We start from the raw sequence: 14,826 nt of genomic DNA, 5'->3' as shown, positions 1-14,826 counted from the left end.
AATACTCCCTACTTTCCTTCTTTAATAAGCATCCATACTTTAATTGAACCGTAATCATTTTCCTTAACGATTTCAAATCCGGGATGTGCAAATGTTTCATTTTTACCTGCTTCGGCAACAATTCTGCCGCCGTCATTCAAAATACTGTATTCTGAAATCAGTTCGAGGCTTTTATCGATGAGTTTCTTATTATAAGGCGGATCCAGAAAGATCAGGTCAAATGATTTTTCACGTTTCCCCATCGCTTTTAATGCACGGCGGTAATCATTTCTGAAAATCTCCACCGGTTCATCGAGGTCTTTAGTATTTTCTTTTATTATTTTAATCGCATCGCCTGCGCCGTCGATAATCATCGCCCTGTCAGCTCCGCGGCTCAGCGCTTCAATCGCAAGACCGCCTGTGCCCCCAAACAGGTCCAGTACGCCCCCTTCAACGTCTCCAAGCATACTGAATACACTTTCGCGTACTTTGTCGCTTGTAGGCCGTGTATCGTTTGATTTTAACGTATGCAGTTTCTTCGCTTTATATTTCCCGCTGATAATTCTCATAAGTATTGCCCTTTCATTTGGCTCTCTGGTCATATATTATAATTTATAGGAGTTGATTACATGCAAAAATTCATCACTATGGGTGAAGGTTACCACGAAATATTTGAATTGCAGGCATTGATTGAATATAATCATGAACGTGTCCAGCACGCAATATTTTTAAACAATGAAAAATCACCTGCAACATTCCTGCTGGTTATGAAACCTGTTGAACAGGACCTGCAGGCAATTTATACTATTTACAACGGCATCGCCTATAAAGACGGCCAGGGTAAAAAATATCAGTTAATAAAATCATGGTGTGAGGATAAACATCTGAGCATCGTGGAATTCTCAACGAAATCACCGGAAGACTTTTACGAACGTGAACAGTTCTACCAGTATTTAACCGGAATTTTAAGATTGAATCATCTGATTATGCCGATGACATAAACTATATAACGCGATAATCTTCTTTTTCTTTATCTTCAGTATGATACTCGCGTTTTATATTCGGATACTCACTCATGACGATATCAGTGACAAACTTCAGTTTGCCAAGGTCTCCGAGTGTCTTATCCAGATCGGCTTCATCGACATACAGAAGGACATATTTTTTAGTTTTATTCACATAAATTAAATGTCCGTGCCGTTTCAATTGTCGAATGAATTTATTTTGTTTAAAATAAACATATATACCAATTCGGTTGACTATCATTGACTGACCACCTATCTAAATCTTTAGAATCATAATAACATATATCTTATATGTTTTTTAAATGAATATCTCATGGAGGTTTCCAATATGGCAAAATGTATTAAAAGAATGGCAACAGCAGTCGGCGTCGCAACCGGTCTGACACTCGGCCTCTGGGCAGGAACAAAGGTAATGAAAGAAACGAAAGTACGCGATATCAAACCATACTTCAAACAGCGTTCACCGTATATTTTCGCACACCGCGGCGGTATGGGGCTTGCGCCTGAACATACACGCATCGCTTTTGACAAAGCATCGGAGTTCAATGTTGAGGGATTCGAAATCGATATCCGTCTGACAAAAGATGAAGAGATTGTCGTTTTCCATGACGCATATGTAGACAGAACATCAAACGGTGCAGGTAAAGTAAGCAATTTAACTCTTGATGACTTAAAAGAACTTGATTTCGGCTATCACTTCACTGACGTTGAGGGCAACCACCCTTACCGCGGACACGATAAAGCTAAAATCGTTACACTCCGCGAACTGATTGAAGAATATCCGGGCACGTTAATTAATATTGATATTAAAGATGATCCCGAATCATATGCAGGCAGTCTCGTTCCGAGTCTTCTCTACCGCTTAATTACCGAGCTCGGCGCTGAAGACCGTGTGCTTATTACAAGTTTCCACGATGCACAGATTAAACAGTTTAACCTGTACGCTGAAGACTCTGTAGCACTGGGTGCCGGCGTCGATCAGGTGAGCCGTGCATTCTTCATGCACCGCGCCGGATTCGGTCACATGTACGAACCTGCAGCAGATACATTCCAGATTCCGACAGAATACAATGGTATCCGTCTCGACACGAGCCGTTTTATCGGGTTCCTGACGAGTCTGAACATTGCAGTAGGATACTGGAACATTAACAAGATGGATAAGATAGATGAACTCATTCAAAAAGGTGCACACACAATTGTTACCGACTATCCGGACATCAGCTACCACCTTTTAAAAGACAGATACTGATAAATCAGACCCGTATAACTGCGGGTCTTTTTTTGTACAAAAAACACGCACCCATCGGGATGCGTGTTGGAAATATATATTAACCTGCGCAGCTGCAGCTTCCGCCTGTTGCACAGCCGCTGTTCGAACTGTTTGAGAAAAATGGATTGCTGCTGACGATATTTGCATGGGGACTGACCGACTGGCCGATAATGAAAAGCACTTCATCCAGCAGTGACTGCAGCTGAAATTCCGCTCTTCTGTATTCCATAATAATCGGATGCATATCCAATGCTTTTTTATACTGGTTGATCTCTTTTCGTTTCTTACTGAAATCAGGATGATATTTACCAAAGCGTTCAACGTCGGTAAAATCTTCTTTTAAACGCGCAAAGTGTTTAATCATGCCGCTGACTTCTTCATCAGTCTCCAAGAGAGCTTTATAGTTACAGTAGTTTATATACTCTTCTGTCTCAGTAATCATATCGTTTAGAGAGTCTAGTGAATCCATAATTTCAAAATCTGTACTCATTATCATATAATCACCTCTCCCCAATCATTTTATCATATTGATACATTTGTTACTATATGATAAATACCATTTGCAACTGGTATTGTAATAGATTAAAATTAGGGTAATGGATAAATGATAGGGGGCAAAATGATGGTTTTTGAAAACTCAGGTATTGAAAATGTAGTCATTCCACAAGGCTCACTGCAGGATATTATGAACCACAATGGTTGTGTTCTTGGCGGCAGTTGGGATTATGAGCGTATGACTTTCGATTATAAATACGAAATTCCTGAAGGTATTTATTACTTACGTTTTCCTGGATATGCTGTAGACGGAGATGTTGGTGCAAACAATGCAACAATGCAGTTAATGGACCCTTACATGGGTAAACATTACTATCCGACAGGCGTTGAATACGGCAGTGACGAAGTATTCCCTGAACGCATCGTTGAACATGCGATCAGTAAAATCAGAGCAATCAGCAAAGAATTAACTGAAATTGCAGCTTATCACCAATAAACGCTGCTACATAATAAAAACCCTCTTACAGATTAATCTGTAAGAGGGTTTTTATTAATTCTGGTGGAATATTGCATCCCACAGACCGGTCGTTTCTCCGCCCGGGTATAAAATATAAAGAATGATGTAAACCATAATTCCGGTAATTGCAGTAAACGACCAGATTGTCGCTGCTGTCATACCAAATTTTCTGTGTGTGCGCAGTTTGTTCTTCTTACCGGTAAATACCTGGATTGCTCCAAAAATACCGCCTGTTGTCGCCAGTATAATATGACTGACAAGGAAAATAACATAGTAGATTTCCAATGAATCCGGGCCGCCAAACTGCGTATTCCCGAGAAATACTGTTTTCGATATGTAGATAACGAAAAATGATAAAGCGGAAATCGCAGCAAATGTCATGAATTTCTCATGAGTCTGCACATTGCCCTTTTTAATATGATAAACTCCTATCGCCATAAATATCGCACTAAGGACAATAAATGACGTACTTATCGTCGGCAGAATAAAATATATGTCCAAGATGTTTCCTCCTATACTCTAAAGCGGTTATCCATTTCTTTTTGTGCCTGTGCTTTAACTAAAGCAGCCTCTGTAATCTGGTCTTCATTTTTACGCTCTTCATTAAACCATTTGAAGAATATGTGGGCAAGCATAATACCAAAAAATACTTCCTGCAGAACTTTCATAATAATTCCGCCTGTCTGCTGGTCGATCAGCGGCGTAGTATTAGTAAAGTATTCAGGACCTGATATCATTCCGGCACCGGCAATACTGTCAAGAATACCTGCCGGAACACATAATTCCATTGCACTTAGCCATGCTTCACCTTCCGTAAATGTTGCATACATCGGTGAGCTCGCAAAGATAATCAATGCACATGCCGGTGTTACAAATGCCCCGATACCGAATACATAAAGCAGTTTAAACAATCCGCCCATATGTTTCTCTTCCGGCTCAACTTTGTTGAAAATCGGGTAAAAGGCCATTACAGCTGTCAGGAACATAATAGCCAATACAAGCGTGTGAAGAGTTGAGCTCATCTTCAGATTATCCATTACTACCGGCAGATGATAGATTGAAAAAGCAGCAATTAACAGCATCAGTGAAAATAATGGTTTTTTAGCTCCCAGTCTGAGTACCGGACCGATTACCGGTAGCGATACTAAGTATTTCTGCAGATATTCCGGAATGCTGAAATATACAAGTGGTGCGATTAAGAACAACACGAAAGCCATCTGCAACATGTGGAATGTAAATAATATATGACTTAACAGGTCGACCGGCGAACCGTACATCGCATACAGTAAAATCATATTGACTGCAAACAGAGTGCCCTCTCTTTTTGTCAGCGGACGCCCGCCTTCAAATTCCCTGTACCATCTCGTCGTTACGAGAAAAAATACTGCCGTAAGCAGAATAATGAAAGTCAGGAAAAAGGGACTCCAGTTTGCCATGAAACCAAAAATTTTAATTGAAGTTATATTTTCCATCCGTACCACCTTAAATTTGACCTTATTACTTCTAGTATAAAATTATTATCTTTATAACTCAAGGCGATAAAAACACACAAAGTGACAAAGTGTTGACCAAAAAAAAGATGACCTCCGAAAGAGGCCATCTTTTTCAGTATTAGATCGGTGAACCGATCCATACGATATAAATGAATGTTACACAGAATGAAATTGCAAAGAACATTCCTACGATCATAAACAGTTTAGCGAAATCATGCCCTTGATCTTTCATATGCATGAAGTAGTAGAACTGAAGAATAACCTGGATGAATGCAAACAGCATTACAACCCCCATAATGAATGTTGGATCAAAGTCCAGTGCCACCATTCCAAATGCCATGAATGTTAAGAAAATCATAAGTCCAAAGCCTGTAAGCTGCAGACGCATTTCTTTCGTTCGCTGGCGTCGAAGATTTCTCAGCTGAGTTTCCGTCATTGATTTAACTTCTAATTCTGCCATTTATATCACTCCTAACAGGTAAACGATTGTGAAGATGAATACCCACACAACGTCAATGAAGTGCCAGTACAGCGCAGCAGTGTTTACTTTAGCTGCAGTATATACTGATAAACCGCGAGTTGCGTTACGGATAATAAGACCCGTAATCCAGATCAGACCGATAATTACGTGGAAACCGTGCGTACCGATCAGAATGTAGAATGCACTACCGAATGCACTGGATCTGAATGTATGACCAAGATGTACATATTCATAGAACTCGTAAATTTCAAGTGCAAGGAACCCTGCGCCAAGTAATACTGTTACGGCTAACCATAACTGCATTTTACTGAAATTATTATTACGCATGTGGTATACAGCGTACACACTTGTCAGTGACGATGTAAGTAATAACATCGTCATGACAAATGCAAGTTCAAGGTGGAACAGATCAGCTGCAAGCAGATGATCAGAGCTTGGCACACTGTCTTTCAGTGCAAGGTAAGTCGCAAATAATGATGCGAACAGTACAGTTTCTCCGCCTAAGAAAGTCCAGAAACCGACGAATTTATTCTTACCTTCGAGTGTTGCTGTCTCCGGGTGCTCAGGCCACTGTTCGTTAGGGACATTATATTTCATTTCAGCCATTATTTTGCACCCCTTTCTCGTTCTTCAAGATCTCTCAATACTTCTTCCTTAGTTACATAGTAACCAAGGTCATCTTTGAATGAGCGTGTAATCATTGAGATAAATGTAATTGCAAGTCCGATTACAAGTACCCAGAATGCCCAAGGTTTTTCCGGTAAGTCTGCTACTGCATCGATTGCCCACTCTTTGCCTGAAGCAAAGTAAAGTGCACCGAATGAAGCAACGAATAGTCCGAATGACATTACAAATGGAATGATTGAATTATTCGGCATGTGGAAATCTTCAAGCGATTCAGCCGGAAGCATCTCTCCATTACCTTCTTTCTTCTCAATCCAAAATGCGTCAAGTCCGCGAATTAGCGGAATCTGAGCAAAGTTATAATACGGAACCGGAAGTGGAAGTGACCACTCAAGTGTACGTCCGTCACCCCAAGGGTCCCGTCCGACTTTCTCATTTTTAACCAGTGTCATAATGATGTTAATTACTAATACGATAACAGCCAGTGCCATGAACAATGCGCCGATTGTTGAAATCATATTTGCTGCATTGTATCCCTGTCCATCTAAGTACGTGAATACTCGACGCGGCATTCCCCACAGCCCTAAGAAGTGCTGGATAAGGAACGTCATATGGAAACCGATAAAGAATAACCAGAATGTTACTTTACCTAATTTTTCATTTAACATCGTAGCGAACATTAACGGCCAGTAATAGTGAAGGCCTGCAAGTAATGCGAATACTACTCCGCCTACGATTACGTAGTGGAAGTGAGCTACGATAAAGTACGAGTCATGGTACTGGTAATCTGCTGGAGCAACCGCCTGCATAATCCCTGTAACCCCACCCATAACGAATGAAGGAATAAATGCTAATGCGTACATCATAGGTGTTGTAAACTCTATGCTTCCGCCCCAGATTGTAAAGATCCAGTTAAATATTTTAATACCTGTCGGTACTGCGATTGCCATTGTTGCCAATGCGAAAATAGCGTTGGCTGTCGGTCCAAGACCAACTGTAAACATGTGGTGTGCCCATACCATGAATCCGAAGAAACCGATAAGCACTGTTGCGAATACCATTGCCGAATAACCGAATAGACGTTTACGGGCAAATGTTGCGAATATTTCAGAGAATATCCCGAATGCCGGAAGGATTAAAATATAAACTTCCGGGTGACCGAAGATCCAGAATAAGTGCTCCCAGATAATAGTATTACCGCCGGCTTCCACAATAAAGAAGTTGGAACCGAACATACGGTCAAAGATTAATAGGAATAGACCAATTGTTAATGGTGGGAATGCGAAGACAATCAGTACACCTGCAACAAGTGTAGTCCATGTCATAAGCGGCATTCTCATATACGTCATACCAGGTGCTCTCATCGTAATAATTGTTGTTACGAAGTTGATACCTGATATTAATGTACCTGCCCCTGAGACTTGAAGTCCAAGTGCATAGAAGTCAACCCCGTGTCCAGGTGATGCAATTGACAGTGATGCGTAGCTTGTCCAACCTGCATCCGGTGCTCCGCCTAAGAACCATGAAAGGTTAAGGAAGATACCACCAAAGATAAACAGCCAGACACCCAGTGAGTTTAAGAACGGGAATGCTACGTCACGTGCACCAATTTGAAGTGGTACCGTAGCGTTCATAAACGCGAATAACAGCGGCATTGCTGCCAGGAATATCATCGTTGTTCCGTGCATTGTAATTACTTCGTTAAACAGTCCTGCTGAAAGGAAATCGTTATTCGGCACTGCAAGCTGAATACGGATCAGCATTGCTTCAATACCGCCGAGTACGAAGAAGAATCCACCAGCAATCAAGTAAAGTATAGCAATTTTCTTATGGTCAACGGTTGTCATGTAATCCCAGATTACCGACCAGAAACCGCGTTTTTGTGCTGTTGCCTGAGACATTCCTAGTTACCCCCCTCTTCTGACTCTTCATCTGCAGCGGGTTCTCTTAATGACGAAACATCGCCTGAACCTTCTTCTACTTTAAGTTCCATTAAGTATGATGCAACTGCCTGAATTTCATCGTCAGTTAATTCGTAAGTTCCTGCCATTTTGTTATCCGGTTTAAATGACTCCGGATCTTTAATCCATGCTTCAAGGTTTTCCTGATCGTGCTCCAGGAATCCGGCGATTAAATCACGGTCACCGAAGTTCGTTAAGTTAGGACCCATAGCACCCGGGCTTGTCGGTGTAGCTGCGTGACAACCCATACATGAGTTATTGAAGATTTCTTCTCCGCGCTGTGCATCTTCAGATGAAGCCTGTACAGGTTCTTCAACTGCTTTCATATCTGCAAGCCACTGATCGTACTCTTCTTCAGGCAACGCTTTTACTTTAAAGTCCATAAGTGCGTGGGACGGTCCGCAAAGCTCAGCACATTTACCGTAGAATAAACGGTCTGCTTCCTGAGATGCATCATCGTCGAATACTAAGTAGAAGCTGTTGATACCATCGATGTTAGTATCCATTTTACCACCTGCTGCCGGTACCCAGAATGAGTGTTTAACATCTGCACCCTGCAGGTTGAAGTAAACTTTTTGGTCAGTTGGAACTACAAGTTCCTGAGCTGTTACAACTTCTTCGTTTGGATATTCAAATTCCCACCAGTACTGGTAAGCTCTGACGTTGATAACTGTTTCTTCGGCGTTTACATTGCCGTCAGCATCAGTCATTGCTTCAGTATCAGCCTGTTTAAATACATAGTAAACAGTCGGGACAGATAATACGATAAGCAGAAGAATCGGAATTGATGTCCAGATAACTTCAAGTGTGTGGTTTCCGGCAACATCAGCTGGTTCGAAATCCTCACCCTTTTTACTTCTGCGGCTTTTCAATACTGCGATAGTGAACAATACAGTAACTACTGCAATAACAAGCAGCATAATAATGATTGATAGTACCATTAAGTTAAACTGTTCTTGTCCAACTTCACCTGCAGGTCTTAAGGTACTTAATTCATTCGTACCACAACCGGCAAGGAAAAGAGTAAGTGCAGAAACTAATAATAGTGCCTTACCTTTAAGAAAACTTAAATTCATTGTTAGACCCCTCTTTCATTCATTTACTTTTTAAATATTCACAAGTAAGCCGGCTACGATAATCATGACGAAAAATATCACGAGGTAGTTGAGAGAAAAGACAAATATTCGCCCGGCATAGCGATTATAGTCCGTAATCCGTTTGAACTGGTTAACACTTAAATAGAACCAGATAACATTAAGTACAGTTGTCAGTGCAACAAACCAGATACCGAGTTCAAACGTCATCAGTGGTGTGAACAAAAGAAGTGTCACCCAAAAAATAATGGAGTTTCTAGTGCGAACATTCCCTTTCACTGAAGGCAGCATTGGAATGCCGGCTTCTTTATATTCATCACTGCGTCTTATAGCAAGTGCATAGAAATGAGGCATTTGCCATAAGAACATTACGATAAACATCGCCCACGCTAAAATATGTAGATTAGGCTCAAAAACCGCCCAGCCTATTAGCGGAGGCATTGCTCCAGGAATTGCTCCTATAATTGTGTTTGAGACAAGATGTCGTTTGGCAAAGATCGAATATACAACTGCATAACCAAACGCTGCGGTTAACCCTAGAACACCGACAGTAGGATTGATTAAAAATAACATTATCAGGCCGATTCCGACCATCGTAAATCCGATTGTAAGAATCTCTTTTCCTGAAAATGTTCCGTCAATACTCGGTCTTTCCTGTTTCGACTTCATCAGTCTGTCAATATCTCTGTCATAGAAATTATTAAGGGCACAAACGCCTCCGATGACTAGTGTCGTACCTAGAAGCATCAACAGCATGACAGGAATTGCTTCGAAAAATGAAATGTTATAATACATAACAGCAAGAAAACCAGCTGCGAATGCAGGTATTAAGTTCGCTTTAATTATGCCATCCTTGATGAGTGTTTTAATTGCTTTCAAATCTTTACTGCGTGCTGTTTGATGTACCTCTTGCTGGTATACATCACTGTGCATCTATACGCCCCCTTTCATAAACAAACACATTTACCTTTAATAATAGATTATCCCGGTCACATTTTCTATACATATTTGAAATAAAATTGTTACTTTTTGCATTGTTCATGAATTATTCATCAATATGCCTCATATGAAACGGAATCTGCTTTATACTCAGAAGAGTATGGTATGAATCTCTACACTAGTTAATTTTACCATAGTTTTATAAATTGTTAAGAGCTATTCAAAACTTTGCACATTGCAAAGAACGTTATTCTAATATATATTTATTATTTGTATAGCGAACAGAAACGCGATTGTTTGAGGTGTTGCATTTGTATAGAAATTTAAAAGTTGTAGCAATTATTACGACACTGATTATGGTCTTCGTACAGATTGGTGGCGCACTTGTTACAAAAACAGGTTCTGAAGACGGCTGCGGAGATTCATGGCCGCTGTGTCACGGACAGCTTATTCCAAAAGACTGGCCGCTCGACACGATTATTGAACTCGCACACCGTGGAGTTTCAGGCGTTGCTATTATATTCCTGTTAATATTAGGATATATGGCCTGGAAACAGATTGGTCATGTCCGGGAAGCCAAATTCCTTATTTACTTATCACTCAGCTTTATTCTGATCCAGTCATTGATTGGTGCAGCAGCTGTAATCGGTATTTGGGAAGGCGATTTCGTTCTGGCAGCCCATTTTGGTATTTCATTAATTTGTTTTGCTGCAGTACTCCTGCTTACATTACTGATTTTTGAAGTCTCTTACGGACAGCATGAACGCAAAATTTATGTCAGTCCCTTCTTAAGATACAACACGATATTACTGACTATCTACATATATTTTGTTATCTACAGCGGAGCACTGGTCAGACACACAGATTCATCACTTGCCTGTACAGAATGGCCGCATTGTATGCCGGGAGCAATAATGCCCGGAAACTTTTATCAGGCTGTACAGATGGGACACAGATTCCTTGTAGGCATACTTGCGATATGGATGCTGTTAATACTCATCCACGTACTGCGTAATTACAGTGATTCCCGTCTTATTAAGAACTGCTGGATTATTGCATTCGCACTCCTGATGATGCAGGTAATTACCGGAATGCTGTCTGTCTTTACAATGGTTAATATTTTCGTTGCATTATTCCATGCATTATTTATTACCCTGCTGTTCGGACTGCTCTGCTACTTCATTATGCTGTTATCGAGAAATAAAGATTAATACTTTAAAATCCGTCAATCAAAAGATTGACGGATTTTTTATATTACATACATTCCCCTATTTCGGGTATTGCTTCATAATGTCTTAAATTTTATTAAAGGAGATGTATTCATGAAAGATATATTCGCTTTACTTAAACAAGGGAGTATGGCCGCACTGACTGCAGCAATAGTAAACTTTGTGCTTGCCTGCCTGAAAGGTTTAGCATTTTTATTTACTGCAAACGTTGCGATGTTCGCAGAAATGATGCACTCTTTCGGGGATGCTGTCAACCAGCTTTTTGTCTTTACCGGATCCAGTCTTTCAAAGAAAGCGCCGACTAAAAGATTCCCGTTCGGCTTCGGCCGTCTGGTCAATCTCGTTTGTCTGTTTGCAATTATAATAGTTGCAATCCTTTCCTATGAAACTGTAAGAGAAGGTATACATCACATTATAGAACCATTGCCGGTTCAGACTGATACAACGATGCTGCTCATTAATATCGGCGTATTGTTAATCGCAGTAGTTCTGGAAGGTATCGTGCTGTTCAAAGCAGGCAAGGAACTTCTTCAGCAGGCTGAACAGCCCTACGACGGTATTAAACCGCTGACACTGAGCTACAAATATATGAATCGGGCAAAACCTGCTACAAAACTCGTCTTTTTAGAAGATACTGTTGCAACAGCAGGTGCTCTGCTTGCGATTATCGGTATATTAATCGGACGTTTTGCGGGCATTGAACAATCGGAAGGTATAGTATCCGTAATCATCGGTCTGATGATGTTCTATATCGTGTATAAAGTATTTATGGAAAATGCTGCCGGTGTACTCGGGGAAAGCGATCCGCAGATGGAACAGCGTATCTCCCAGATTGTGTTCAGAAATGATGATATTAAAGATATTCAGAAACTTATCGTCATGAAAGAAGGAGATGATCTCCACGTGGAAGTCGTTGCGGAAATTGCTCCGGAATTAACTGTCGAATACACTAACAAATTAAGAGATGACATCGAAGCACTGATTATGAAGCAAAGTCATATCGCTGACGTCAACCTGGAATTTGAAGTCGATGACGGCCGCCGCTCATGGCCGGAAACTCAAGGTCAGCTTGATAATAAGTCCGGTAAAAAATAATAATTTTTAAAACTAAAACCTCCGGAAATTAAATTTCCGGAGGTTTTATATTACCTTTGTTTTTTAAGTTCAATTTCTTTCTGCTTAACGTGCTTCGCTGCAATAATTAAAAGTCCTATTGCTATCGACACACTGAGGAATGATGAACCTCCGTAACTTAAAAGCGGCAGCGGTACACCAGTCAGCGGAATGATCTTCGAAATACCGCCGACGTTTATAAATACCTGCATCGTGATGTACATTGCGACCCCGATACATACAATTCTGTAAAATGTATCCGTTGAGCGGTGTGCATATGACAATGCTTTCAGTATTATGACGAGGTACAGCAGGATGATAAATAATACACCTATGAGACCAAGTTCTTCAGCGATAACCGCCATTATAAAATCCGTATGCGGCTCCGGCAGATAGCCGAGTTTAATAATCCCGTTACCGATACCGGTACCGAACATCCCACCGTGGGATATCGCGATCAGCGAGTTGGTCAGCTGATAACCGGTACCCATGGGATCGTTAAACGGATGGAAGAAAGTTTCGATACGGTTTAACTGATACTCATTTAATATTGATCCCTTTACCAGAAACGTAATACCGGCTATAGCAGTACCTACTCCCCCAACTAATACACCTGTCCATAAAATTGCTTTTACAGGAATACGGATATACAGAAATGTACCTATAATCATCGCAGCAATTACTAACCATGTACCAAAGTCGTGAAGCATTACCATTCCTGACACGATGAGAATAAATGCCAAAGGAATAATACTTGTAATGTCATCAGAATCTATTCGCTTTTCACGTTTATTATATATGTACGCCAAGTATAAAATTGCAATTATTTTAAAGAACTCCGATGATTGGAGATTGAAGAATCCAAGATCAATCCAGTTTCTCTGACCATTAATTTCGGAACCGAAAAACATAGTAAACAACAGCAGAAATATAATTGAAACCAGCATAATCAATTGTACGCCTTTCATTTTAAAGAAGTTTCCGCTCATAAAATAAGTCATGAAGAATACAAGTGAAAATCCTAAAATGATAATCAGCAGCTGTTTTGTATAAAAGTTTTCAGCATTGCCAAATTGCATTTGTGCAGACACCATACTTGCACTGTAAATCATAACCAGACCTATGAGAGACAGTGCTACGTATGCGATTAGTATTAAGAAATCGACGTACTTTGAATACGACTTAACATAGTTGAAAAAATTCTTTATAAATTGCACGGCAGGTCCCTCATTTAAAAAAGTCTAAAGAAATATTCTTTAGACTCGATTCTTTTCTTTTTCCATATATGCTTCGTGTACTTTGGATACTTCAACTTCAAGATGATCCAGAATATCACGGCCGTCTTGTGCGTCAACTAAACCAAGTCTCACTGCAAAATTTATTTCTTTCGATAGGCCGAACATTTGTGTATCCAGTACTTCTTCAAAAACCGGACACTGGGGCATCGTTAAATTTTCCATTTGAACTTCGATTAGTTGGAGAATTCTGTCGGCGTCTTTATCTAATTGGTCATAAGCGACTTTACTCATTTGTTTTTCAGCAGACACGCGGTTCCCCCCTCATTTACTCTTCATAAATTTTATCTTAACAAACATAAAAAAGCAAGTGACATCCGGACACGCAATAGTGAACGTTTATGTATCCATTGTATAATTTTCTTAAAAACTTTGCTATAATTTCTAAGCAAAGGGAGCGATATTAATGATTATTCAACTTACCGGCAATGTCCGATACCAAATTACTCTGGATCCATCGACCTGGATTTTTGATGACCGCAAAATTGTCCTCGAAGATTTACTGTCACAAGGAGAAGACGGAGAAGAAATTACATTCAATGATGAAACTGAATGGAATCGTCAGATTATCGAAGGGGAAACAAAACCGCCTACGCTGAAATCTGAGAAAAAATTTAAGAAACGCGAGCTTCTCGAAAATTCATTCGTTATCAGCCTTGCACCTTTCCTTGAGTATGCCGAAGCATATGAAGATGAAAATGCAAAAATTGTTTTTGTACATAATGACGGCGAAACTGAACTTTTATACAAAGACCGCGAAACTTTTTATGCGCACTTCTCAAACAAAGGCAAACGTCTGCATGAAGACGGACTGTTCGATTTACTCGTTGTCGGAGATGACGGCATTGAACAGGAACGTCTCGTATACGTAACCAAAATAGAATTCAAATAAAAAACCGCGAACATGATGTTCGCGGTTTTTTCATTTTATTTTATTGCGCCGGCGGCCCTTTCGGCTGTGCAATATTACCTTCTTTTCTTTCTTTATGCAGTCTGTATCTGTAGCCTGCGAGTACTATTGCAATAACAATTAAACACTCAGCAACAGGATAGAATGCTCCAAAAAACGTCAGGAATATTACACCGATAAACATCAGTAAATAGATGACTATCGTTTGCCACAGCTTCACTTTGCGGGCAAATCCCAGTTGATACACGATAGCACACAGTACGAAAATCGTAATGAATAAATACCACATACCTGCTTCAGGATTGGAATCCAGACCATATAATCTCCCGAAAAAAGTAAGACGTTCTGTTAAACCTGTCCCGCTTTGAGTGTTCAGGAGAATGAGGGGATTAAACAACTGC

19 protein-coding genes are annotated in these 14,826 nt (G+C 40.3%); 6 read left to right on the top strand and 13 right to left on the bottom strand.

Translation table 11 applies throughout. The features are described from left to right. Positions 1–8 precede the first annotated feature (8 nt). Positions 9–581 (bottom strand): 16S rRNA (guanine(966)-N(2))-methyltransferase RsmD, encoded by a 573-nt coding sequence (rsmD, locus tag HNR41_RS02270; protein WP_184281305.1) that lies wholly within the window; start codon positions 579–581, stop codon positions 9–11. 27 nt (positions 582–608) lie between these two features. Between rsmD and HNR41_RS02265 the strand changes: the two genes are divergently transcribed. Then, on the top strand, positions 609–980 hold the full coding sequence (locus HNR41_RS02265; RefSeq protein ID WP_184281303.1) for a DUF7147 family protein: 372 nt from the start codon (positions 609–611) through the stop codon (positions 978–980). A gap of 1 nt (position 981) precedes the next feature. On the opposite strand, the gene HNR41_RS02260 is transcribed toward HNR41_RS02265, so the two are convergent. Continuing rightward, complete coding sequence (locus HNR41_RS02260; RefSeq protein ID WP_184281301.1) at positions 982–1,245, bottom strand: DUF2129 domain-containing protein; 264 nt, start codon at positions 1,243–1,245, stop codon at positions 982–984. A gap of 87 nt (positions 1,246–1,332) precedes the next feature. Here HNR41_RS02260 and HNR41_RS02255 point away from each other — a divergent pair, with 87 nt between their 5' ends. Continuing rightward, the gene (locus HNR41_RS02255) at positions 1,333–2,253 is read left to right on the top strand and encodes a glycerophosphodiester phosphodiesterase family protein (RefSeq protein WP_184281299.1); all 921 of its coding nucleotides are present in this window, start codon (positions 1,333–1,335) and stop codon (positions 2,251–2,253) included. A 79-nt stretch (positions 2,254–2,332) separates the two neighbouring features. Here HNR41_RS02255 and HNR41_RS02250 read toward each other — a convergent pair whose 3' ends face one another. Then, on the bottom strand, positions 2,333–2,770 hold the full coding sequence (locus tag HNR41_RS02250; RefSeq protein WP_184281297.1) for a YlbF/YmcA family competence regulator: 438 nt from the start codon (positions 2,768–2,770) through the stop codon (positions 2,333–2,335). Between the two features lie 126 nt (positions 2,771–2,896). On the opposite strand from HNR41_RS02250, the gene HNR41_RS02245 reads away from it, so the two are divergent. Then, positions 2,897–3,265, top strand: a complete 369-nt coding sequence (locus HNR41_RS02245; protein ID WP_184282835.1) for a YugN family protein — start codon at positions 2,897–2,899, stop codon at positions 3,263–3,265. 54 nt (positions 3,266–3,319) lie between these two features. Here HNR41_RS02245 and HNR41_RS02240 read toward each other — a convergent pair whose 3' ends face one another. From HNR41_RS02240 to cyoE, 7 genes are all read right to left on the bottom strand, one after another. Beyond that, positions 3,320–3,787, bottom strand: a complete 468-nt coding sequence (locus tag HNR41_RS02240) for a DUF420 domain-containing protein (RefSeq protein ID WP_184281295.1) — start codon at positions 3,785–3,787, stop codon at positions 3,320–3,322. A gap of 11 nt (positions 3,788–3,798) precedes the next feature. Next, on the bottom strand, positions 3,799–4,758 hold the full coding sequence (gene ctaG / locus HNR41_RS02235) for a cytochrome c oxidase assembly factor CtaG (RefSeq protein ID WP_184281293.1): 960 nt from the start codon (positions 4,756–4,758) through the stop codon (positions 3,799–3,801). Between the two features lie 139 nt (positions 4,759–4,897). Next, entirely contained in the window at positions 4,898–5,239 is a 342-nt protein-coding gene (locus tag HNR41_RS02230; RefSeq protein ID WP_184281291.1) for a cytochrome C oxidase subunit IV family protein, read from the bottom strand. Then, positions 5,240–5,866, bottom strand: coding sequence for a cytochrome (ubi)quinol oxidase subunit III (locus HNR41_RS02225; RefSeq protein WP_184281289.1), 627 nt, complete (start codon positions 5,864–5,866; stop codon positions 5,240–5,242). After that, on the bottom strand, positions 5,866–7,785 hold the full coding sequence (locus HNR41_RS02220; protein WP_184281287.1) for a cytochrome c oxidase subunit I: 1,920 nt from the start codon (positions 7,783–7,785) through the stop codon (positions 5,866–5,868). The genes HNR41_RS02225 and HNR41_RS02220 overlap by 1 nt, the downstream gene beginning before the upstream one ends. Positions 7,786–7,787: 2 nt before the next feature. Further along, positions 7,788–8,921 carry a cytochrome c oxidase subunit II gene (coxB, locus tag HNR41_RS02215; protein WP_184281285.1) on the bottom strand — a complete coding sequence of 378 codons (1,134 nt, stop codon included), beginning with the start codon at positions 8,919–8,921 and terminating at the stop codon, positions 7,788–7,790. Positions 8,922–8,951: 30 nt separating this feature from the next. Next, a complete protein-coding gene (gene cyoE / locus HNR41_RS02210) occupies positions 8,952–9,872 on the bottom strand; it encodes a heme o synthase (protein WP_184281283.1) in 921 nt (306 codons plus the stop codon). A gap of 317 nt (positions 9,873–10,189) precedes the next feature. Between cyoE and HNR41_RS02205 the strand changes: the two genes are divergently transcribed. Further along, entirely contained in the window at positions 10,190–11,089 is a 900-nt protein-coding gene (locus HNR41_RS02205) for a COX15/CtaA family protein (protein WP_184281281.1), read from the top strand. Positions 11,090–11,200: 111 nt separating this feature from the next. Further along, complete coding sequence (locus tag HNR41_RS02200) at positions 11,201–12,202, top strand: cation diffusion facilitator family transporter (RefSeq protein WP_184281279.1); 1,002 nt, start codon at positions 11,201–11,203, stop codon at positions 12,200–12,202. Positions 12,203–12,252: 50 nt separating this feature from the next. Here the strand turns inward: HNR41_RS02200 and HNR41_RS02195 are convergent, their stop codons facing one another. Both HNR41_RS02195 and HNR41_RS02190 read right to left on the bottom strand, forming a co-directional pair. Continuing rightward, positions 12,253–13,437 carry an FtsW/RodA/SpoVE family cell cycle protein gene (locus tag HNR41_RS02195; protein WP_184281277.1) on the bottom strand — a complete coding sequence of 395 codons (1,185 nt, stop codon included), beginning with the start codon at positions 13,435–13,437 and terminating at the stop codon, positions 12,253–12,255. Positions 13,438–13,476: 39 nt separating this feature from the next. Beyond that, positions 13,477–13,767, bottom strand: a complete 291-nt coding sequence (locus tag HNR41_RS02190) for an Fpa/YlaN family protein (RefSeq protein WP_184281275.1) — start codon at positions 13,765–13,767, stop codon at positions 13,477–13,479. Between the two features lie 154 nt (positions 13,768–13,921). On the opposite strand from HNR41_RS02190, the gene HNR41_RS02185 reads away from it, so the two are divergent. Then, positions 13,922–14,407, top strand: a complete 486-nt coding sequence (locus HNR41_RS02185; RefSeq protein WP_184281273.1) for a hypothetical protein — start codon at positions 13,922–13,924, stop codon at positions 14,405–14,407. Positions 14,408–14,447: 40 nt separating this feature from the next. Here the strand turns inward: HNR41_RS02185 and HNR41_RS02180 are convergent, their stop codons facing one another. Continuing rightward, the gene (locus tag HNR41_RS02180; RefSeq protein WP_229714928.1) at positions 14,448–14,822 is read right to left on the bottom strand and encodes a YlaH-like family protein; all 375 of its coding nucleotides are present in this window, start codon (positions 14,820–14,822) and stop codon (positions 14,448–14,450) included. Positions 14,823–14,826: the final 4 nt, after the last annotated feature.

Origin of the sequence: Jeotgalicoccus coquinae (assembly GCF_014207425.1) — a bacterium.
GTDB lineage: Bacteria > Bacillota > Bacilli > Staphylococcales > Salinicoccaceae > Jeotgalicoccus > Jeotgalicoccus coquinae.
Note: the sequence above shows the minus strand (reverse complement) of the source record. Positions and strands in the feature narration are given on the sequence as shown.

Coding starts and splice junctions, on each gene's coding strand:
- rsmD (WP_184281305.1), bottom strand. CDS start 581: ATGACCAGAGAGCCAAATGAAAGGGCAATACTTATGAGAATTATCAGC.
- HNR41_RS02265 (WP_184281303.1), top strand. CDS start 609: ATGCAAAAATTCATCACTATGGGTGAAGGTTACCACGAAATATTTGAA.
- HNR41_RS02260 (WP_184281301.1), bottom strand. CDS start 1,245: ATGATAGTCAACCGAATTGGTATATATGTTTATTTTAAACAAAATAAA.
- HNR41_RS02255 (WP_184281299.1), top strand. CDS start 1,333: ATGGCAAAATGTATTAAAAGAATGGCAACAGCAGTCGGCGTCGCAACC.
- HNR41_RS02250 (WP_184281297.1), bottom strand. CDS start 2,770: ATGATAATGAGTACAGATTTTGAAATTATGGATTCACTAGACTCTCTA.
- HNR41_RS02245 (WP_184282835.1), top strand. CDS start 2,897: ATGGTTTTTGAAAACTCAGGTATTGAAAATGTAGTCATTCCACAAGGC.
- ctaG (WP_184281293.1), bottom strand. CDS start 4,758: ATGGAAAATATAACTTCAATTAAAATTTTTGGTTTCATGGCAAACTGG.
- HNR41_RS02230 (WP_184281291.1), bottom strand. CDS start 5,239: ATGGCAGAATTAGAAGTTAAATCAATGACGGAAACTCAGCTGAGAAAT.
- HNR41_RS02225 (WP_184281289.1), bottom strand. CDS start 5,866: ATGGCTGAAATGAAATATAATGTCCCTAACGAACAGTGGCCTGAGCAC.
- HNR41_RS02220 (WP_184281287.1), bottom strand. CDS start 7,785: ATGTCTCAGGCAACAGCACAAAAACGCGGTTTCTGGTCGGTAATCTGG.
- coxB (WP_184281285.1), bottom strand. CDS start 8,921: ATGAATTTAAGTTTTCTTAAAGGTAAGGCACTATTATTAGTTTCTGCA.
- cyoE (WP_184281283.1), bottom strand. CDS start 9,872: ATGCACAGTGATGTATACCAGCAAGAGGTACATCAAACAGCACGCAGT.
- HNR41_RS02200 (WP_184281279.1), top strand. CDS start 11,201: ATGAAAGATATATTCGCTTTACTTAAACAAGGGAGTATGGCCGCACTG.
- HNR41_RS02185 (WP_184281273.1), top strand. CDS start 13,922: ATGATTATTCAACTTACCGGCAATGTCCGATACCAAATTACTCTGGAT.